We start from the raw sequence: 19,357 nt of genomic DNA on the forward strand, positions 1-19,357 counted from the left end.
ATGACGCCGAGCGAAGAACTGCTGTTCCTGGACCGCGAGACCGTGCGGGCCTGCGTCGCGGGCGTGGACCCCGTCGAGGTGGTCGAGTCCGTGCTGCGCAGCCACGCCGCCGGCCGCACCACCCTGCCCGCCGAGGGCTACCTGCCGTGGGAGAACGACCAGGGCGCGTACTGCCGGTCCATCGCCATGCTGGGCGCGGTGGACGGCGAACGCGGCCCCACCTACGGCATCAAGCTGATCAACGCCGCCGTCTCCAACCCCTCGATCGGCCTGGACCGGGCCGGCGGCTGCGGGTTCCTGTTCGACCCGCGGACCGCCCGGCCCGTGGTGCTGGCGGAGGCGGCCTACCTGTCGGGACTGCGCACCGCCGCCTACACGATGGCGAGCCTGCGGCACCTGGGGCCGGTGGGGTTCGACGCGGTGAGCTTCATCGGCACGGGGGCGCAGGCGCGCGTGCACGCCGCGCTGCTGGCCCGCTACTTCCCGGCCGTGCGGGACCTGCACGTGTTCGACACCGAGCGCTCCAGGGCCGAGGCGTTCACCGGCGCGTCCGGGCACACCGTGCACGTGCACGACACCGCCGAGGCCGCCGTGCGCGCGAGTCACGTCCTGGTCACCCTGACCACCGTCGACGACGGGTACATCCCGCACGACTGGTTCCGGCCCGGGTCGTTCGTCGCGCACGTGTCGCTGGACGACCTGCTGCCCGAGGTGTTCTTCAAGTCCGAGGCGCTGTTCGTGGACGACCTGGAGCTGATCCGGGAGAACCCGCGCCGGGTGCTGGGCGCGCTGCTGGCCGACGGCGACGTCCCGGTCACCGGGTCGCTGGGCGGGGTGCTGACCGGGGCGGTGGCCCCGGTGCGGCCCCGGGACGGGGTGGTGGTCAGCAACCCGTTCGGCATGGCCGTGCTGGACGTGGGCCTGCTGGCGGAGGTCGCCGCGCACGCCCGCTCCGCCGGGCTGGGCACGACCCTCGACCTGCTGGGCGCGGCCCGATGACCGGCCTGTACTCGCTGGCGGACCTGTCCCCGGCGGACGTCCTCGCCCTGGCGGACCGGTCGGTGCAGCTGCACCGCGACCGGACCGCGCACGACCGCCCGCTGACCGACCTGGTGGTGGGCACCCTGTTCACCAAGACCTCCACCCGCACCAGGACCGCGTTCACCACGGCGGCGCTGCGGCTGGGCGCGTCGGTGGTCGCGTTCGGCCCGGACGAGCTGCAGACCGCCACCGGCGAGTCCACCGCGGACACCGGCCGGGTCCTGGCGTCCATGCTGGACGGGCTGGTCGTGCGCACCGCCGGGCCGGTCGCGCGGCAACGGGAGTTGTCCGGCGGCGGCGTGCTGCCGGTGGTCAACGCCATGAGCCGCGAGGAGCACCCCACCCAGGGCCTGACCGACCTCGCGGTGCTGCGCCACCACTTCGGCGACCTGGCGGGCGTGCGGGTGCTGTACGTGGGCGAGGGCAACAACACCGCCGCCGCCCTGGTGCACGCGCTGGCCGCCGTCCCGGGCTGCGAGCTGGTGCTGGCCTGCCCCAAGGGCTACGGGCCGCGCGACCCCGGCCCGTGGCGGGAGGTCGCGGACCTCGCGGAGGTCACCGGGGACGTGGACGTCGTCTACACCACCCGGTGGCAGACCACCGGCACGGCCAAGGCCGACCCGGACTGGCGCGAGGCGTTCCGGCCCTTCCACGTGGACACCGCGCTGATGGACCGGTGGCCGGACGCGGTGTTCCTGCACGACCTGCCCGCCCACCGGGGCGAGGAGGTGGCCGGCGCGGTGCTGGACGGCGCGCGGTCGCTGGCCTGGACGCAGGCCGCGATGAAGGCGGCGAGCGCGATGGCGGTGCTGGAGCGGTTCGTCGGGGGTCGTCGTGCTTGACCTCTCCCCCGCGCAGCGCAGCCTGTGGGTGCTGCACCAACTGGACGACACCGGGTTCACGCTGTCGTCGGCGCACCGGCTGCGCGGGCCGTTCGACCTCGGCGCGTTCACGGCGGCGGTGGACGCGGTGGTGGCCCGGCACTCGCCGTTGCGCACCCGGTTCCCGGTCGGGACGGACGGCGGGCCCGACCCCGTGGTGGACCCGCCGGGGCCGGTGGTGGTCGAGGCGGTCGCGGCGGAGGGGTTCACGGCCGCGCACGCCGAAGCCGCGCGGTTCTGCGCCCGGCCGTTCGACCTGGCGCGGGAGTGGCCGCTACGGGTGCTCGTGGTGCGTCTGTCCACAGAGGACCATGTGGTGGCGTTGGCGGTGCACCACATCTCCTGTGACGGCGTGTCGCTGGGGCTGTTGCACGACGAGCTGTCCCGGCTCTACGACGGTGCGGAGCTGCCGCCGGTCGCCGACCACCGGGAGCTGGTGGCTCGGCGCGCGGTGGACCCGGCGGCGGTGGCCCGGTGCCGGGACCGGCTGGCGGGCGTGCCGCCGCTGGCCGCCGACCGGCCCGCGGTGCGGTCGGGCAAGGGCGACCAGGTGTGGTTCACCGTGCCCGCCGACCTGACCGGCGCGGTGCGGGCGTGCGCGCGGCGGCACCGCGTCACCGCGTTCATGGTGTTGCTGGCCGCGTTCCAGCTCGTCCTGCACCGGCGGACCGGGCAGACCGACTTCGCGGTCGGCGTGCCGGTGGCCGGGCGCGGCGACCCGGACAGCGAGAACGTCATCGGCCTGTTCACCAACACCGTCGTGGTGCGGGCCGACCTGGCCGGCGAGCCGGGCCCGGCGGAGGTGCTGCGCCGGGTGCGGGAGGCCGCGTTCGACGCGTTCGCCGACCAGGACGTCCCGCTGGGCGCGGTGGTGGCGGCCGTGGGCGAACCGCCCGACCCGGCGCGCACCCCGTTGTTCCAGGCCCTGTTCACCTTCCAGGACGCGCCGGTCGGGCGGCTGGCGCTGCCCGGCGTGCGGTGCGTGGAACTGGACCTGCCCACCGGCGCCGCCGCCTCCGACCTGGAGCTGGAGCTGGTGCGCGACGGCGACGAGCTGGCCGGGTCCCTGGAGTACTCGACCGACCTGCACGACAGCGGCACGGCCGCGGCGCTGACCGCCGACTTCCTGGCCGTGCTGGACGAGATCACCGCGGAATAGGGGGAAACGTGGACACGTACCTGGTGGTCGTCAACCACGAGGAGCAGTACTCGGTGTGGCCGGCCGACCGGCCGCTGCCCGCCGGGTGGCGTGCCGAGGGCACGTCCGGCGACAAGGAGCAGTGCCTCGCGCACATCGAGACCGTGTGGACCGACATGCGCCCGCTCAGCGTGCGCCGCCGCGCGGAGGCGGTGTGACCGCGCTGCACCGCCTCGACCAGCTCGCCGGCGCGCGGCCCGACGCGCCGGCGTTGCTGGACGAGGCGGAGACGGTGTCCTACGGGCGGCTGTGGCGCGAGCTGACCGGCGTGGCGGGCGCGTTGCGGGCGGCGGGCGTGCGGCGCGGGGACCGGGTGGTGGTGCCGGCGGACCGGACGTGGCAGGGCATCGTGTCGATGCTCGGTGTGCTGCGGGCGGGGGCGGCGTACGTGCCGGTGGACGCCGGCGACCCGGTCGAGCGGTTGCGGCACGTCGTGCGGACGGCGGGCGCGGCGTGGGTGACCGGGCGGGCGGAGGCGCTGGCGGCGTTGCCGGACCTGGGCCTGCACCCGATCCCGTTCGGCTCGGCCCCAGACTCGGCCTCACGCTCGGCCTCAGGCTCGGACTCGGGTTCGCACTCGGCTTCCGGAGGCGTCGGCGGGTTGCCCGATCCGGAGGACTTGGCGTACGTGATGTTCACCTCCGGGTCCACGGGCACGGCGAAGGCGGTCATGGTGCCGCACCGGTCGATCGCGCACGCCGCCCCGTCGCTGGCGCGGCGGTGCGGGATCACGCCGGACGACCGGTTCCTGAGCTGGGCGTCGCTCGTGTGGGACACCAGCGGCGAGGAGCTGTACTCGACGCTGCTGTCCGGCGCGGGCCTGGTGCTCGACCGCGAGGCCACCTCCGGGTCGGTCCCGGCGCTGCTGCGCGCGGTCGAACGCCGGTCGGTGTCGGTCGTGGACCTGCCGACCGCGTTCTGGAACCAGGTGGTCGACTACCTGGAGACGACCGGCGAGGCGGTGCCGGAGTGCCTGCGGCTGGTCGTCGTGGGCGGCGAGGAGGTGCGGGCGCGGCAGGTGCGGGTCTGGGCCGAGCGCGCGCCGGACGTCCGGCTGCTCAACACCTACGGGCAGACCGAGACCGTCATGGTCACCCACGCGGCCGACATCGGCGGTCTCGCGCCGCCGGACGGGGGCGCGGTGCCGATCGGGCACCCGCTGCCGCACGTCCGCCAGCACCTCGAACCGGTCGGCGACGGCCTGTTCGAGCTGCACGTCGGCGGTCCCACCCTCGCGTGGGGCTACCGGGACCGGCCCGCGGCGACCGCCGAGCGGTTCCCGCCCGACGAGCGCGGGCGGCGGTTCCGCACCGGGGACCTGGTGCGGGTGGCCGACGACGGCGCACTGGTGTTCGTGGGTCGGGCGGACCGGCAGGTCAAGGTGCGCGGGGTGCGGGTCGAGCCGGCCGAGGTGGAACGCGCGCTCATGGCGTGCCCCGGGGTGACCGCGGCGGCGGCGTTCGTGGTGGACAACGCGTCGGACGGCGTCCTGCTGGTCGGCGCGTTCGTGCCCGGCGACGGCGACGCCACGCCCGCGACGGTCGCGGCGGCCCTGCGCACCAGGTTGTCGCCCGCGCTGCTGCCGCACCGCCTGGTGTCCGTGCCCAGCATGCCGCTGCTCACCACGGGCAAGATCGACCAGGCCGCGCTGGTGGAGCGGTTCGCGCGGTCCGACGTCGCGCCGGGCGCCGGCCTGGCGGGGCAGCTCGCGGTGGTGTTCAGCGAAGTCCTGGGCACGCCGTGCGCGGCCGACGACGACTTCTTCGACCAGGGCGGTGACTCCGTGGTCGCGACCCGGCTGCTGACGCGCATCCGGCGCAGCTACCGGGTGGAGCTGACGTTCCGCGACGTGTTCGACCACCCGAGCCCGACCGCGTTGGCGGGCCTGATCAGCCGGACCCCGAGGTGAGCGCGGTGCCCGTCCAGCCGCACGAGCACGTCCGGCGCACGCCGGTGGAGCCGTCCTGGCGGCGGTTCCCCGGCTGGCGGGACGTGACGCGGGAGCAGTGGCGCGACCCGCGGTGGCAGCGCGTGCACTGCGTCCGGAACACCCGGCAGTTGCGCGCGGTCGTCGGTGACCTGCTCGACGAGCGGTTCTACGACGACCTGGCGGCCGACCAGGAGTCGTTCGCCACGATGTCGATGCTGCTGCCCCCGCAGATGCTCAACACGATGGTGCCCGAGGGGGCGGCGGACTTCACCGGGGCGTTCTACGCCGACCCGGTGCGCCGGTACATGCTGCCGGTGCGGTCCGACCGCGACCCCGAGTGGCCGAGCCACCCGTACTCGTCACGGGACTCGTTGCACGAGGCCGAGATGTGGGTGGTGGAGGGCCTGACCCACCGGTACCCGACGAAGGTGCTGGCGGAGCTGGTGTCCACGTGCCCCCAGTACTGCGGGCACTGCACGCGGATGGACCTGGTCGGCAACTCGACCCCGCAGGTGCGCAAGCACAAGCTGGAGCTCAAACCGGTGGACCGGCAGGACCGGATGCTGGACTACCTGCGCCGGACGCCGGCCGTGCGGGACGTGGTGGTCTCCGGCGGTGACGTGGCGAACGTGCCGTGGCCGCAACTGGAGTCGTTCCTGGCGCGGCTGCTGGAGATCGAGACCGTGCGCGACATCCGGTTGGCCACCAAGGCGCTCGCCGGCCTGCCCCAGCACTGGCTCCAACCGCAGGTGGTGGAGGGCATGTCCCGCGTCGCCCGCACGGCCGCGAGCCGGGGCGTGAACCTGGCCGTGCACACGCACGTGAACCACGCCCAGTCCGTGACGCCGTTGGTGGCCGAGGCGGCGCGGGCGCTGCTGGACGCGGGGGTGCGGGACGTGCGCAACCAGGGCGTGCTGATGAGGGGCGTGAACGCGACGCCGGACGACCTGCTGGAGCTGTGCTTCGCGTTGCAGGGCGAGGCGAACATCCTGCCGTACTACTTCTACCTGTGCGACATGATCCCGAACGCCGAGCACTGGCGGACGTCGGTGGCCGAGGCGCAGGACCTGCAGGCGGCGATCATGGGTTACTTACCCGGCTACGCGACGCCGCGCATCGTGTGCGACGTGCCGTACGTGGGGAAGCGGTGGGTGCACCAGGTGGTCGAGTACGACCGCGAGCTGGGCGTCTCGTACTGGACGAAGAACTACCGGACGGGTATCGAATCAGACGACCCGAACGCCCTGGACCGCCGGTACCCCTACTACGACCCGATCTCCACGTTGGGCGAGACGGGCCGGCGGTGGTGGCGCAAACACGAACGAGCCTGACCCGCACGCGCCCCGACGGCTCAACGGTCGTCGGGGCGCGGCACCGGCACGGGCGGGCGCGGGGTGGGCCGGCCTGGCGTGCGCGGGCCTGCGGCGAGTGTGGGCGTGCGGGTGGGCTATGGCGGAGCGGTGGACTCAGCGGTAGGCGGTCAGGCCGTCTTCCAGTTCTTCGTCGTCGCCGTCCTCGGCACCCGCCAGCGCCTGCTGCAACGCGAACGTCCCCTGGTAAGCCCGGATCCGCGGCCACAGGTCCCCCGCCCCGAGCAGCGCGACCACCCGCTCCACCAGCTCAGGCCCATAACTGGCCCCCACCGCCGCCAGGTCCTCCGCCGGGTCGCCCACCTTGGCCTCGTCCCAGTCCACGATCCCGGTCAGCCGCGGCAGCTCCTCGACCTGCTGCCACAACACGTTCTCCCCGCCGAGATCCCCGTGCACCAACCCGGTGGCGACGTGGTCCATCGCCACGGCCGCCGCCAACTCGCGCTCGGCCCGCGCCCGGCCGTCCTCCGACATCAGCGGGAACAGCGTCGCCCGGACCCGCCCGGCGAACCCGCGCCACCGCCCGGCGTCGGCGACCGGCAGCACCAGCCGCAACTTCTCCACATCAGCGCCGGCCATCGCCCGCAACACCCGCGCGAACTCGGCGGCCACGACGTCGATCACCTCGGGCGACGTCGCGTCCCCCCGCTCCAACGGCGTGCCGTGCAGCCGGCTGAGCACCAGGAACCCGTGCGGACCGCCGTCCCGCACCTCCGACAGCGGAACCGGCACCCCCACCCCCAGCTCCACCGCGTCGACCGCCGTCAGCACCGCCACCCGACCCGGCAGCTCCGCCGCCGCGCCAGCCGTCTTGGGAAACCGGAACACCCGGTCACGCGCGATCAACACGTCGTGGAACTGGCCGGAGTGCACACCGGCACCCTCAAGATCGACATCCGGGTGGGCACGCCGAACCACGTCAACAAGGTGGGACAAGGTCATGCCCCCACATAGTGCCGACCCACCGAAGCCACCGCGACCGATTTATCTCACGGTCCGCACCCGTCCCACTACTCAGTGAAATCCCTTACAACGATCGGGTGAATCGCCGCACAGCACCCGAACCGAACCCACGCCCGCGCACGAACCACTGGAGCCGTCCGGCGCACGGCGGAATCGTGCGCCGGACGGGCCTGCGCGTGCCGCCGGTTAGAGTTCGCGGGTGGGGAATGGCGAGCGGATCGGGGTGTTCTACGACGGCACCTGGTTCGCGTATTTGAGCGACTACTTCGCGTCCGTGCACCCGCGGGCCGCCCGGGTCTCGCTGGACGGGTTCCACGACGCCCTGCGCTGGTACGTGCACACCGTCACCCACCAGCCGTTGGACGAGTGCGTGGTCAGTGAGGCGCATTACGTCCGCGGCCGGATCGACACGCCGGCGGTGGCGTTCGACGCCGTGTTGGCGGCGGCCGGGGTGGTGCGGCACGACCTGCCGCTGCACGCGGGCAAGGAGAAGGGGGTGGACGTCCACCTCGCGCTGGAGGCCTGGGAGCGGGCCACCTCCGTGCCGTTGCGGTGGGTCGTGCTGGTGACCGGCGACGCGGACTTCGCACCCCTCGCCACCCGCCTCAAGACACGCGGCGTCCGGGTCGTGGTGCCGGTCGTGGACGGCGGGGTCGTCGCGCCGGCGTGGATGCCGCGCACGGCGGCGCCGCTGCGCGCGGCGGCGTCGGCCACGCCCACGTTCGACGACCTGTTCACACCCGCGGAACGCGACGACTACCCGCTGCGGGCGCCGTTCGTGCGGACCTCCGGGGGCGGCGCGTCCGTCGCCGGCGAACCCCGCGGCCGGCGCAAGGGCACCGTCACCGGGTGGAAAACCGGCCAGCCGCACGGGTTCATCACCGACACGCGCGGCGCGTCCTGGTTCGTCTCGCGCGACGACCTCCCGCTGGGGCTGGTGGCCCTGCCGGTCGGCACGTCCGTGTCGTTCTCCGGCCCGTCCACTCCCCCGGCCGGACGCAAGTACCCGCGGGCGTACGCGGTGCAGACGGAGTGATCAGCCCTTCTTGAACAGCAGCTTCCACGGCATGACCGCGGACTCCAACTGCACCCCGAAGCTCATCTTGGACGCGCCCTCCGCCCGCTCCTCGAACCGGATCGGCACCTCGGCGATGCGCATCCCGCGCTTGACCACGCGGTGGTTCATCTCGACCTGGAAGGCGTACCCGTTGCTGCGGATCGAGCCGACGTCGATCCTGCGGAGCGTCGCGGCGCGCCAGCACTTGAAGCCGGCGGTGGCGTCCTTGACGCGCAGCCGCAGGATCGCGTTGACGTAGACGTTGGCCCACAGGGAAAGCGCCTTGCGGTGCCACTTCCACTCGCCGGACACCGACCCGCCGGGCACGTAACGCGAACCGATGACGACCGCCGCGTCCGACGTCCGCAGCACCTCGATCATCGTCGGGATGGCGCTCGCCGGGTGCGACAGGTCGGCGTCCATCTGGACGACCAGGTCGGCGCCGTCGTCCAGGGCCTTCAGGATCCCCGCGACGTACGCGCGCCCGAGGCCGTCCTTCTCCGTGCGGTGCAACACGGAAAGCGGAAGCGGGCCTTCGAGCGCCAACTTGTCCGCGAGGTCGCCGGTGCCGTCGGGGGAATTGTCGTCGACCACCAGGACGTGCAGGCCCGGCACACCCAGGTCGGCGAGCAGGTCGACCAGGACGGGCAGGTTGTCCCGCTCGTTGTAGGTCGGCACGACGACGGTGGTCCTGAGCGAGTCCGGTTGTTTCGACATTCCCCCGAGCTTACCCGCGCGCGGACGCCGGGAAGTGCGCGACCGCCTCAGTCGTGCCAGGGGAGTTCGTCACGTAGTCCGGTGTGGATCGCATAAGCGTTCTTGATGGCGGCTTTCACCGAGCCTTCCGCCCAACGCCGGTGCCGGCGGTCACAGGCGTCGTTGGCGAACCACACCCGGTTCACCGGGCGGATCACGTCCTCGTAGAACGACTCGCTCATCTCGTAGGCGCGGAACAACGGGCCGATGCCGCACGCGAACCAGTCCAGCGCCCAGTCCTTGTAGACGCCGAATTCGAACGTCTCGCGCGCCTCGGGGTGGATCTTCGACAGGTCTTCCAACGCCTGCATCACGCATTCCTCGCCCGCCAGCGGCGTGTACGGCATGCTGTCCTGTTCCCAGCAGTAGGAAGCGATCATCACGCCCTTGCCGTGCTTGCGGTCCTGGCCCGCCGGCGGGTAGACGACGTTGCGGATGGCCAGGTCGGTGACCGTCGTGCCGTGCGTGATGCCGTACCGCGTCTCCCACCAGCGTTCGCTGAACTGCATGAACAACTTGTGCGCGCGCCCGTAGTAGGTGTTGCGGATGGCGTACCACTTCTCCGGGTCCAGCCCGGAGATCTCCATGTGCCGCAAGCTCGCGAACGGCACCGTCACGACGCACTCGTCCGCTGTGACGGTCCGCACGTCGCGGCCGGTCCGGAAGTGCACGCGCACGTCGCTGTCGGACTGCTCGACGCCCTGCACCACCGCGCCGAACCGGATGTCGTCCATCAGGTGCGGCTCGAACGCGCGGGGCAGCGCGTCCGCGCCGGCCGGGAGGTAGACCAGGTCGCCGAAGACGTCCTCGTAGTAGTGCGAGAACCACTCCAGCAGCGAGAAGTGGTAGCGGCCCTCCAGGTTGAACAGCGGTCCGAGCATGGCCAGCGCGCCGTCGCTGAGGCCGCGTTCCTTGAGGAAGCCGAGCAGGGTGTACCGGTCGTAGTCGGTCAGCAGCCGGTGCCAGGCCGGGTCCGGCTCGTCGTTCTCCATGACCTCGACCAGCGGGTGCACGACGCGCCGCAGCAGCTCGTGCGGCGTCCGGCCCTTCTCCTCGGGCGCGAGGTCGAACCGGAACGAGGACGCGTCGAACTCGCTGCGCCGAACGCCCTTGCCTTGCAGGAAGATGAACGTGTCCTCGTCGTACATCGGGAACGGCGCGGTCTCCAGGCCGAACTTGTCGACGATGAGGTGCTGCACCAGCGGGTGCTGGCGGGGGAAGCGCATCGCGCCGAACTCGCCGTACATGTCGCCCGCGAAGTCGCGGTGGGTCAGGATGCGCCCGCCCAGGCGGTTCTGCCCTTCCAGCACCACCACGTCGTGTCCCGCGTCCTTGAGCAGCAGGGCGGTGGTGAGCCCGGCGATCCCCGCGCCCACGACGACCACGCGGCGACGGGGTTGTCGGCTTTCCGGGAGGCCGTCGCGGAGCAGGCTCAAGGCGTCGAAGTCCATAACCGCACTCCTTCGTGCGAGGTCTCGGGATGACGCGACCGTACCGACGCGCCGACGACCGCGACCATTACCCGAAGGGGTAAACCCTTTTGCCGCACCGGACTCCGCTCGATTTCCGATTAATGCGGGTATTCGCTCTTCCGAGCAGCCCCGCGACCCGTTCGGCCGCACGAAATCGTCCGTTGAGGACGGTCCTCCCCGCCCCACCGCCGGCTCTCACTCGTTCGCGTGACGGGGGTGCTGGACCGTATGTTGTCGGGCGTGCCTTCTGGTCGGGTTTCGGTCCGGGTGCCGATCGTCGTCGGGGTCATCGGCCTGGTCGGCGTCGTGGTCGGGCAGTTGATCAACGCGCGCCGCGAGGACCGGCGCTGGGAGCGGGAGACCGCTCGCGAGGAGGTGCGGTACGAGCGGGAGCGGGAACGCCTGGCCGGCGAGCGCGCCCACGCGGACGCGGCGCGGCGGGTGAAGGAGGCGTTCCTGGGCGAGGTGCGCGCCGAACTGGGCGTGGACGCGTCATGAGACCGTCGTCGTACCTCGGCATCGAGGGCTACGAGCCGCGATGGCTGCACGGGTGGCGTCCCACGCACGACGCACACGGCGACCGCCTGCGCGGGCTCGTCGGCCGGGTGCTCACGCGTGGCCGGGTGGCCTGGGACCCGCCGGCGGACCGGTGGGTCACCGAGTGCCCGGTGCTGTTGGACTTCGAAGGCGAGCAGGTCGAGGTCAACCACAAAGCCGCCACGGCCATGTCGATCACCTGGAACACCATCGACCCGGCCCGGCCCGTGGTCTGGAACGGTCACCGGTGGGTCTGGCGGGACGACGTCGCGCCGGAGCTGGTGGCGTTGCGCGGCCGGCGGGTGCGGGCCGTGGACCTGCTGGAGTGGCACGTGCCCGACGACGTGGACGACGACGAGGTCCGGGAGGTCGCGGTCGCGTTCACCATCGGGGACACCGAGCTGGTGGTCTACAACGAAGCCGACGACACCCGCCTGCGCACCGGCCCGCCGACCGCGTGGCACCGCCGCCACCGGCTCGGTTGACCGTCACCCGCGAGCGGACCGACACGAGTGGAGTTCCATGGCTGACAGGGGTGCCGGGGTGTTGTCGCCGGGCGTGCGGCGGGGCTTGCTCCTCGCCGGGCTGGGCGTCGCCGCGTGGGCGGTGGTCCGGGTCGTGTTGCTGGTCGCCGGGGTGGACGGGGTCGTGGCCGATGACGACCCGCACGGGTACGGGGCGATCTTCTCGCTGTTCCTGACGCCGGTGTTGGCGCTCGCGGTCGGGCTGCTCGTCGGCGCGTTGCGGCGGGGTGGTCCACTCCGGGCGGGGGCCGGTGTCGCCGTGGCGGTGGCGGCGCCACTGGCGAGCCCGGTCGCGCTGGTCGCCGTGGCGGTGGGTGTCGCGATCGTCGTCGCGGCGCTGGTCGAGCGCCGGAACCCTTGATCACCGTCCTGACGAGGCGTCACAGTGGCGGGCATGACGATGCCGTTGCCCGACGACCACCCACTGGGCCCTCCCGCGGACGAGCAGTCGTGGGTGCGGGTCGCCGCGGAGCTGGCCGCCGACTTCGCCGCCACCGCCGACGAGCTGGACCGGACCGCGCGGCTGCCCCTCGACAACCTGCGGGCGCTGCACGCCAGTGGCCTGGACCGGGCGACGCTCCCGCACGAGTGGGGCGGCCGGTCGTTGAGCTACCGGACGGTCGGCGCGGTGCTGCGGGTGTTGAGCGCCGCCGAGCCGTCCACCGCGTGCCTGTGGCTCATGCACATCGGCGCCGCCGAAGCGCTCGTGCGCCACTCGACCCCCGAGGTCGCCCGCTACTACGCCGACGAGCTGATCGCCGGACGGCGGTTCGCCAACGCCCTGTCCGAACCCACCGGCGGCAACCAGTTCCTCACGCCCCAGCAGGTCGCCGAACCCGTGGCGGGCGGCTACCGGCTCACCGGCGCGAAGCGGTTCATCTCCGGCTGCGAGATCGCCGACCACTTCCTGATCAACGCGCTGGTGGACGGCCAACCCACCCTGTTCGGGCTCGAACCCGACGACACCGTGACCTTCGCGCCGCAGGACACCCTCGGCCTGCGCGCCACCCGCAGCCACCTGGTCGGCCTCAACGGCACCGTGCTGCGCTCCGACCGGCGCTGCCCGCCGGCGGCCCCCGGCCCCAACCACATCGCCGCCGGCCTGGCGTGGCTCTCGCTCGGCGTCGCCGACACGGCCCTGGCCACCCTGCTCGACCACGCCCGCACCCGGACCCTGCCGACCGGCGAACCCCTCGCCGCGCAACAACACCTGCGGTTCGACGTGGCCAAGGCCGTCCTCGACCTGGAGGCCGCCACCCTGGTCGCCCACAACACCGCGTGGCTGGCCGACCGGAACTCCCCCGCGTTCCTACCCGCCACGACCCGCGCCAAGCCCACGGCCAACCGCGTCGCGCGCGACCTGGCCCAGCTGTGCCTCCAGGTCGGCGGCGGCTCGGGCTTCGTCACCACCTCCCCGATCCAGCGCGTCTTCCGCGACGCCCAGACCGGCTGGCTGATGGCCCACTCCGTCGAGTTCTGCCTCAACCACATCGGCGCCACCACGATGACCCCGTGACCGAAGTGGCCGCCCGACCCACCTCGGGACGAGGCGGGTCGGGCGGCCACCGCGGGTCGGGCGGAGTCCGGGGTCGGGCGGAGTCCGGGGTCAGGCGGAGTCCGGGGTCAGGCGACCCGGCAGGAGACGCTGGGCCAGGTCCAGTTGCCGCCGTGCATGACGGTGAAGCCGAACGTGTTGCCGTTGCCGTTGGGACGTGCCGTCATCACGTTGGCCGTCTCCCACGTCGCCGTGGTGTTCCAGGTGGCGATGATCCGCTGCGGCGAGCTGACCGTGACCGTGACGACCCAGTTGTTCGTGCCCGTCACCGTCACCTGGCCGTTGAAGCGGTCGCTCCACTTCTCGCCCTCGGCGTAGGTCGCGGTGCAGCCGCCGGGGTCGGGGTTGGACGTGCTGGTGGTCGGGGTGGTGGTGCCCGTGCCGCTGTTCAGGACGTTGAGCACGGACGTGTAAGCGGCCTTCTTGTTGCCGGAGGAGTCGAACAGCAACGGGGTGCCGGACGCGCGCCACGAGTCGCTGTCACGGATGCCCCACACCGTGATGCCGGTGCAGCGCGACACGGCCAGGCACGCCTGCACGACGCCCTGGTACTGCTGGGCTTGCGTGCTGCCGGAGCCTTCGATGTCCAACTCGGTGATCTGGACGTCCACGCCGAGGTTGGCGAAGTTCTGCAACGTGGTGTGGTAGTTGGACGGCACCGGGTTGCCGCTGTTGAAGTGCGCCTGGAAGCCGACGCAGTCGATCGGGACGCCGCGGGACTTGAAGTCCTGCACCATCCGGTAGACGCCCTGGGTCTTGGCGTGCGACCAGTTGTCGGTGTTGTAGTCGTTGTAGCAGAGCTTGGCGCCCGGGTCGGCCGCGCGGGCGGCGCGGAAGGCGGCCTCGATCCAGTCGTTGCCGGTGCGCTGGAGGTTGGAGTCGCGGCGCGCGCCGGAGGTGCCGTCGGCGTACGCCTCGTTCACCACGTCCCAGGCGTAGATCTTGCCCCGGTAGTAGGACGCCACCTGCGTGACGTGGTTGAGCATGGCCTGGCGCAGCGCGCTGCCGGACATGTTCTGCATCCAGCCCGGCTGCTGGGAGTGCCAGGCCAGGGCGTGGCCGCGGACCCGCTTGCCCTGGTTGCGGGCGTGGTTGACGATCCGGTCGGCGTTGCCGAACGAGAACTGGCCCTGGTTGGGCTCGGTCGCGTCCATCTTCATCTCGTTCTCGGCCGTGACCATGTCGAACTCGCGGTTGAGGATCCCGACGTAGGTCGAGTCGCCGAGCTTGTTCGCCGCCACCGCGGTGCCGAAATAACGCCCGCTCTGCTGGGCCGCGGCGGCGAGCGTGGCCGCCGCGCCGCTGGCGGGCGCCGCCACCAGCACCGCGGCGCCCGCCGTGGCGGCCACCAGGCTCGCCACGAGCGCGACTCGTGAGACCGACTTCGCTGTCAGCTTCATGTTGCGCACCGAAACTTTCGATTGAGTTTACGATACTTGCAGAGGGCGACGATAACCACAGCGGGACGGCCTGGGCAACGCCTCCGACCGGCTAAATAAATGCGCGATCCCATTAGCGGCGGCACCCCGCGGGGCGTGACCGGGTGCCCGCCGTCGCTACACTGTTGGTGAACCGTCAACCGACTTCTGTGAGGTGGAGGGCCCCCGCTCCGGGAGTCCGCGCGCGTGGTGGATACCGAACGTGCAATGCGTCGGCCGGAGGTCGGCGACCCGGTGTGGCGGGAGGCCCCCTACCCCGCGCTCGTGGTGGAGAGCGGCGGAGTCGTGCGGGAGGCGAACGCGGCGGCCGGGGTCCTGGTGACCGCCGGGACCGCCCTGCGCGGGACCGTGGACTGGCTGGCCGACGCGCACGAGGCCTTCCCCGCCGGCGGGCCGGTGGCCTCCGGGCCGATCGGCGACCGCGCGTACGAGGCGCACCCGGTGCCGCACGCGGACGGCGCGGTCACGTGGTGGCTGGTCGACGACACCGACGTGCGGCGCGCCCGCGAGGAGTTGCGCGTCGAACGGGAGCGCACCGCCCTGCTGAGCAAGGTCTCCTCGGCCCTGCTGACCTCGCTGAACCCCGACCGCTGCATGCAGCTCACCGCACAGCTGGCCGCCGACCACCTGGCCGACGCCGCGTGGGTGATCGCCCCCGGCGGCGTGGCCGGCCACCCGGCCACGGTGTGCGTGCGCGGCGACGCGCCGGCGCACCACCGGCTCGTGATCGACCCCGACGACGTGGCGGGCCTGGGCGAGGCGTTGCAGGGGTTCCCGCCGGTGCCCTCGCGGTGGATCGACCCGGTGTCCGCGCCCGACTGGCTGGTGCCCGACGGCTTCGGCGAGATCGGCTCGATCGTGGTGACCCCGCTGCCCGGCCACGGCGTGCCGGCGGGCGCGCTGGTGCTGCTGCGCCGCAGCGCCGACCGGGCCTACACGCCGGACGAAGAGGTGTTCGCGCGGCTGTTCGCGGCCCGCGCCGGGTCCGCGATCTCCGCCGCCCGCAGCTTCGCCGCCCAGGCGTCGATCACCGAGACCCTGGTGCGCGAGCTGCTGCCGCCGGTGCTGCACCGCGTGGAGGGCGTCGAGCTGGCCGGCCGCTACCGGCCCGCGTCGGACTCCGAACGGGTCGGCGGCGACTTCTACGACGTCCACCCGGTCGGCGACGAGCACCTGGCGGTGCTGGGCGACGTGTGCGGCAAGGGCCTGGAGGCCGCCGTGGTGACCGGCAAGGTGCGCAGCGTCGTGCAGGCGCTGCTGCCGATGTCCGACGACCACCAGCGGGTCCTGACCCTGCTCAACGACGCGCTGCTGGGCCGGCACGGCACCCGGTTCGTCACCCTGGTGCTGGCGTCGGTGCGCCCGGTCGAGGGCGGGGTGCGGCTGCGGCTGACCTCCGGCGGGCACCTGCCGCCGCTGGTCGTGCGGACCACCGGGGCGGTCGAGGAGGCCCCGACGTCGGGGACGCTGGTCGGCGTGCTGCCCGAGGTCGTGTCCACCACCGCCGAGGTCCTGCTCGCGCCCGGCGAGACGTGCCTGCTCTACACCGACGGGATCACCGAGGCCGTGGGCGGGCCGCTGGGCGACGAGATGTTCGGCGAGGAGCGGCTGCACGCGGTGCTGGCCTCGTGCGCGGGGATGCCGGCCGACGCGGTGGCCGAGCACGTCCACATGGTCGCGGCCGAGTGGATCGGCGGCGGCAGCCACGACGACATCGCGCTGCTGGCCGTCACCGCGCCCCGGTACGCGTCGTGACCGCCGCGGGCGTCGCGGACGCGTTGTGGGCCGCGGTCGTCGCGGGGGACGAACCGGCGGCGACCCGGGCCGTGCTGGGCGCGCTCGACGCGGGCCTGGACGCCGAGTCGGTGCTGCTCGACGTCGTCGGCGGCGTGCAGCGGCGGGTCGGCGCGGAGTGGGCGGCCAACCGGCTCACCGTCGCCCAGGAGCACGCGGCCACCGCCATCAACGAACGGGTGATCGCGGCGCTGGGCGCGGTCGTCGAACGCCCCCGGCCGCACCTCGCGCACGTCGTGGTGGCGTGCGTGGACGGCGAGTGGCACGCCCTGCCCGCCCGGCTGCTGGCCGAGGTGCTCGCCCTGCGCGGGTTCCGCGTGGACTACCTGGGCGCGCAGCTGCCCGTGCCGCACCTGATCACCCACCTGCACACCACCGGACCGGCGGCGGTGGCGCTGTCGGGGTCGCTGGCCGTGCGGCTGCCGACCGCGCACGCGACGATCACCGCCTGCCAGGCCGCCGGGACGCCCGTGCTGGTCGGCGGCAGCGCGTTCGGCCCGGACGGCCGGTACGCGCGCCTGCTGGGCGCGGACCTGTGGGCGCCCGACGCGCGGGCGGCGGCGGACCTGCTGGCGGGCGGCCTGCCGCTGCGCACCCGCGACGCCCACCAGCCGATCGACGACCTGCCGCACCTGGCCGACCAGGAGTACACGCTGGTGTCCCGGTCGGCGCGGCGGCTGGTGCGCTCGGGCGTGGCCGCCGGCAGCCCGCCCGAGGACCTGGCGCACATCGTGGACTTCCTGTGCGCCGCGCTCTACACCGACGACCCGACACTGCTCACCGGCTACCTGGCGTGGCACGCCGAGGTCCAGGCCGCGCGCGGCGCGCCGCTGTCGGCGCTGGGCCCGGCGCTGGACGTGCTCGCCGCCGAACTGCGCGACTTCCCCCGCGCCACCCGCCTGCTCGACGCGGCCCGCTCGGTGGCCGGCGGGTTCGCCGACCAGGGGCCCGCGGCGTGAGCGCCGCGCTGACCTGCACCCTGTCCACCACCGACGGCCACGCCACGGTGGCGCTGTCCGGCGACCTCGTCTACGGCCGCGACGACGGGCTGATCGGCGTGGTGGACCAGGCGCTGGCGACCCGCGCGGCGGTGGTCGTCCTGGACTGCGCCGGCCTGACCCACTGCGACTCCCACGGCCTGTCCACCCTCCTCGCCGCGCACCACCGCGCGTCCGCCGCCGGCGCGGCGCTCACCGTGCGCAACCCGCCGGCCGTGCTGGAGCGCTTGCTGCGCCGCACCAACACCCACCTGCACCTGACCGGCGACACACCCGCGCGCTGACCGTCACGCGCTCTCGAACAACGGGTCCAGGGCGGCGGCGAGGACGGTCACCTTCTTGGCCGCCGCGGCGAACCCGGTCGAGGCCGGCTGTTCGGTCAGCACGGCCACCAGGAACCGGTCGTCCACGACCCCGGTGGTGTTCAACGCCCGCTGACCGCTGTAGCAGCACGCCCAGCCCTGCTTGACCGCCCACCGGTGCCCGGCGAGCCCGGCGGGGATGCCGAAGGTCTGGTCCACGCCGTCCGCGCCCCGCGGCGTCGCGTTCGCCAGCGCCGGCAGCACCACGTCCGCCCGCGGCGAGTCCAGCACGTACCGGTAGACGGCGACGACGTCGCGGGCGGTCATCAGCGTGTCGCCCCACATGTTCGGGTCCGGGGGCGGCACGAGCCCGTCGAGCCCGATCCGCGCCGCCCAGGTCCGCGGGATCGCCTGCCGCCACAACCGGTTGGCGATGCCGTCGTCACTGGTGGACAGCATCTCGGCCACCACGTCCGGCGCGGCCGTGCCCCGCTCCAACGCGTCGAGGGCGATCAACAGCTTGATCACCGAGGCCGCCGGGAACGCCTCCTCGGGCCGCTCGGCGAACACCTCCGCCCCCGCGTCCCGGTCGAACACCACCACCCCGCGCCGCACCCCCGGTGCCACGCCCGCCAGATCGACCGTCGGCGGCGCCTGCACCTGCGGTTCCACCACCGGCGGTTCGGTCGGCGTCACGGTCGTGGTCGTGGTGGTGGTCGGTTGCGTCGTCGTCGGTGCCGTGGTCACGACCGGCGCCTCCGCCACGATCGCCACCGGGGCGGCAGGCCCCTCCCGCCGCTCCCCCGGCCCCGCCACCACGGCCACCGCCATCACGGCCACCGCGCCGGCCCCCGTCGCCACCAATGCCACTCGAATTCCCCTCACATCCACTGAAAAGGCTCTCGGGGGCCTGCGACGTTGACCTGTCGGCGAGGCAACTTTCCCGCCGCCCACGGCGTCCGCGCGCGGTTCCTCGCCCCCTGCGGGCCGGGAGATCCGGTGGTGCAATGAGGACAGTGGAGGTGCGACATGGGCGACCGCGACGACTTCCTGGCCTGGGTCGGCTCCCGCCTCAGGGAGGCCGAGACCGCGCTGCACAACGGCGATCCCGCGCCCCGACGCGCCCTGTGGTCCCGCGGCGATCCCGTCACGGTGCTCGGCGCGTGGCGTTCCGCGACCGGCTGGGACGAGGTGGACCGGCTGTTCACCGACCTGGGCGACACCTTCAGCGACTGCACGCGCCACGAGTACGAGATCGTCGCGGCCGACGTGGTCGGCGACCTGGCGTACACCGCCGGTTACGAGCACACGCGCGCGTCCGTGGACGGCGAGGCGCGCGAGTACACGTTGCGCGTCACCCAGGTGTACCGCCGCGAGAACGGCGAGTGGAAGGTCGTCCACCGCCACGCCGACACCCTTCGGTGACACCTCCCCGGCGACACCTCCCCGGCGACACCTCCCTGGCGAGCCTCCGAAAGCCGCCCGCGTTGCCGCCGAACGGTGCATTGGGAGCGCTCCCAGAACTGCGTAGGGTTCGGGT

At 73.3% G+C, this 19,357-nt stretch carries 20 protein-coding genes; 15 read left to right on the forward strand and 5 right to left on the reverse strand.

Annotated elements, in window-relative coordinates; translation table 11 throughout:
* The 6 genes from AB0A74_RS13175 to AB0A74_RS13200 are packed head-to-tail and all read left to right on the forward strand — an operon-like array spanning window position 1 to window position 6,381.
* Entirely contained in the window at window positions 1–999 is a 999-nt protein-coding gene (locus AB0A74_RS13175) for an ornithine cyclodeaminase (protein ID WP_358249028.1), read from the forward strand.
* Window positions 996–1,883, forward strand: coding sequence for an ornithine carbamoyltransferase (locus AB0A74_RS13180; protein ID WP_343936832.1), 888 nt, complete (start codon window positions 996–998; stop codon window positions 1,881–1,883). The genes AB0A74_RS13175 and AB0A74_RS13180 overlap by 4 nt, the downstream gene beginning before the upstream one ends.
* On the forward strand, window positions 1,876–3,081 hold the full coding sequence (locus AB0A74_RS13185) for a condensation domain-containing protein (RefSeq protein WP_358249030.1): 1,206 nt from the start codon (window positions 1,876–1,878) through the stop codon (window positions 3,079–3,081). The genes AB0A74_RS13180 and AB0A74_RS13185 overlap by 8 nt, the downstream gene beginning before the upstream one ends.
* 8 nt (window positions 3,082–3,089) lie before the next feature.
* The gene (locus AB0A74_RS13190) at window positions 3,090–3,278 is read left to right on the forward strand and encodes an MbtH family NRPS accessory protein (protein ID WP_121228839.1); all 189 of its coding nucleotides are present in this window, start codon (window positions 3,090–3,092) and stop codon (window positions 3,276–3,278) included.
* The gene (locus AB0A74_RS13195; RefSeq protein ID WP_358249033.1) at window positions 3,275–5,029 is read left to right on the forward strand and encodes an amino acid adenylation domain-containing protein; all 1,755 of its coding nucleotides are present in this window, start codon (window positions 3,275–3,277) and stop codon (window positions 5,027–5,029) included. Before AB0A74_RS13190 ends, AB0A74_RS13195 begins: the two co-directional genes overlap by 4 nt.
* 5 nt (window positions 5,030–5,034) lie before the next feature.
* The gene (locus AB0A74_RS13200; protein WP_358249035.1) at window positions 5,035–6,381 is read left to right on the forward strand and encodes a lysine 2,3-aminomutase; all 1,347 of its coding nucleotides are present in this window, start codon (window positions 5,035–5,037) and stop codon (window positions 6,379–6,381) included.
* A gap of 135 nt (window positions 6,382–6,516) precedes the next feature.
* Here the strand turns inward: AB0A74_RS13200 and cph are convergent, their stop codons facing one another.
* A complete protein-coding gene (cph, locus tag AB0A74_RS13205; protein WP_358249037.1) occupies window positions 6,517–7,362 on the reverse strand; it encodes a capreomycin phosphotransferase in 846 nt (281 codons plus the stop codon).
* A 220-nt stretch (window positions 7,363–7,582) separates the two neighbouring features.
* Between cph and AB0A74_RS13210 the strand changes: the two genes are divergently transcribed.
* The gene (locus AB0A74_RS13210) at window positions 7,583–8,419 is read left to right on the forward strand and encodes an NYN domain-containing protein (RefSeq protein ID WP_358249039.1); all 837 of its coding nucleotides are present in this window, start codon (window positions 7,583–7,585) and stop codon (window positions 8,417–8,419) included.
* On the opposite strand, the gene AB0A74_RS13215 is transcribed toward AB0A74_RS13210, so the two are convergent.
* Entirely contained in the window at window positions 8,420–9,157 is a 738-nt protein-coding gene (locus AB0A74_RS13215; RefSeq protein ID WP_358249041.1) for a polyprenol monophosphomannose synthase, read from the reverse strand.
* Between the two features lie 47 nt (window positions 9,158–9,204).
* A complete protein-coding gene (locus AB0A74_RS13220; RefSeq protein WP_358249043.1) occupies window positions 9,205–10,647 on the reverse strand; it encodes an NAD(P)/FAD-dependent oxidoreductase in 1,443 nt (480 codons plus the stop codon).
* A 261-nt stretch (window positions 10,648–10,908) separates the two neighbouring features.
* On the opposite strand from AB0A74_RS13220, the gene AB0A74_RS13225 reads away from it, so the two are divergent.
* Genes AB0A74_RS13225 through AB0A74_RS13240 form a run of 4 tightly spaced genes read left to right on the forward strand, consistent with a single transcriptional unit; the run spans window position 10,909 to window position 13,245 of the window.
* The gene (locus tag AB0A74_RS13225) at window positions 10,909–11,166 is read left to right on the forward strand and encodes a hypothetical protein (protein ID WP_358249045.1); all 258 of its coding nucleotides are present in this window, start codon (window positions 10,909–10,911) and stop codon (window positions 11,164–11,166) included.
* Entirely contained in the window at window positions 11,163–11,690 is a 528-nt protein-coding gene (locus AB0A74_RS13230) for a hypothetical protein (protein WP_358249047.1), read from the forward strand. Before AB0A74_RS13225 ends, AB0A74_RS13230 begins: the two co-directional genes overlap by 4 nt.
* 37 nt (window positions 11,691–11,727) lie before the next feature.
* Window positions 11,728–12,090 (forward strand): hypothetical protein, encoded by a 363-nt coding sequence (locus AB0A74_RS13235; protein ID WP_358249049.1) that lies wholly within the window; start codon window positions 11,728–11,730, stop codon window positions 12,088–12,090.
* Between the two features lie 33 nt (window positions 12,091–12,123).
* Window positions 12,124–13,245 (forward strand): acyl-CoA dehydrogenase family protein, encoded by a 1,122-nt coding sequence (locus AB0A74_RS13240; protein WP_358249050.1) that lies wholly within the window; start codon window positions 12,124–12,126, stop codon window positions 13,243–13,245.
* A 107-nt stretch (window positions 13,246–13,352) separates the two neighbouring features.
* On the opposite strand, the gene AB0A74_RS13245 is transcribed toward AB0A74_RS13240, so the two are convergent.
* Window positions 13,353–14,684, reverse strand: coding sequence for an endo-1,4-beta-xylanase (locus AB0A74_RS13245; protein WP_358249052.1), 1,332 nt, complete (start codon window positions 14,682–14,684; stop codon window positions 13,353–13,355).
* Between the two features lie 246 nt (window positions 14,685–14,930).
* Here AB0A74_RS13245 and AB0A74_RS13250 point away from each other — a divergent pair, with 246 nt between their 5' ends.
* The 3 genes from AB0A74_RS13250 to AB0A74_RS13260 are packed head-to-tail and all read left to right on the forward strand — an operon-like array spanning window position 14,931 to window position 17,799.
* Window positions 14,931–16,478 carry a SpoIIE family protein phosphatase gene (locus tag AB0A74_RS13250; protein ID WP_358249053.1) on the forward strand — a complete coding sequence of 516 codons (1,548 nt, stop codon included), beginning with the start codon at window positions 14,931–14,933 and terminating at the stop codon, window positions 16,476–16,478.
* Window positions 16,475–17,476, forward strand: coding sequence for a B12-binding domain-containing protein (locus tag AB0A74_RS13255; protein WP_358249055.1), 1,002 nt, complete (start codon window positions 16,475–16,477; stop codon window positions 17,474–17,476). The genes AB0A74_RS13250 and AB0A74_RS13255 overlap by 4 nt, the downstream gene beginning before the upstream one ends.
* The gene (locus tag AB0A74_RS13260; protein ID WP_358249058.1) at window positions 17,473–17,799 is read left to right on the forward strand and encodes an STAS domain-containing protein; all 327 of its coding nucleotides are present in this window, start codon (window positions 17,473–17,475) and stop codon (window positions 17,797–17,799) included. Before AB0A74_RS13255 ends, AB0A74_RS13260 begins: the two co-directional genes overlap by 4 nt.
* 3 nt (window positions 17,800–17,802) lie before the next feature.
* On the opposite strand, the gene AB0A74_RS13265 is transcribed toward AB0A74_RS13260, so the two are convergent.
* Window positions 17,803–18,678, reverse strand: a complete 876-nt coding sequence (locus AB0A74_RS13265) for a hypothetical protein (RefSeq protein ID WP_358249060.1) — start codon at window positions 18,676–18,678, stop codon at window positions 17,803–17,805.
* Between the two features lie 168 nt (window positions 18,679–18,846).
* On the opposite strand from AB0A74_RS13265, the gene AB0A74_RS13270 reads away from it, so the two are divergent.
* Window positions 18,847–19,242, forward strand: coding sequence for a nuclear transport factor 2 family protein (locus AB0A74_RS13270; RefSeq protein WP_358249061.1), 396 nt, complete (start codon window positions 18,847–18,849; stop codon window positions 19,240–19,242).
* Window positions 19,243–19,357 lie beyond the last annotated feature (115 nt).

The organism is Saccharothrix sp. NPDC042600 (assembly GCF_040647305.1).
Classification (GTDB): Bacteria; Actinomycetota; Actinomycetes; order Mycobacteriales; family Pseudonocardiaceae; genus Actinosynnema; species Actinosynnema mutabilis.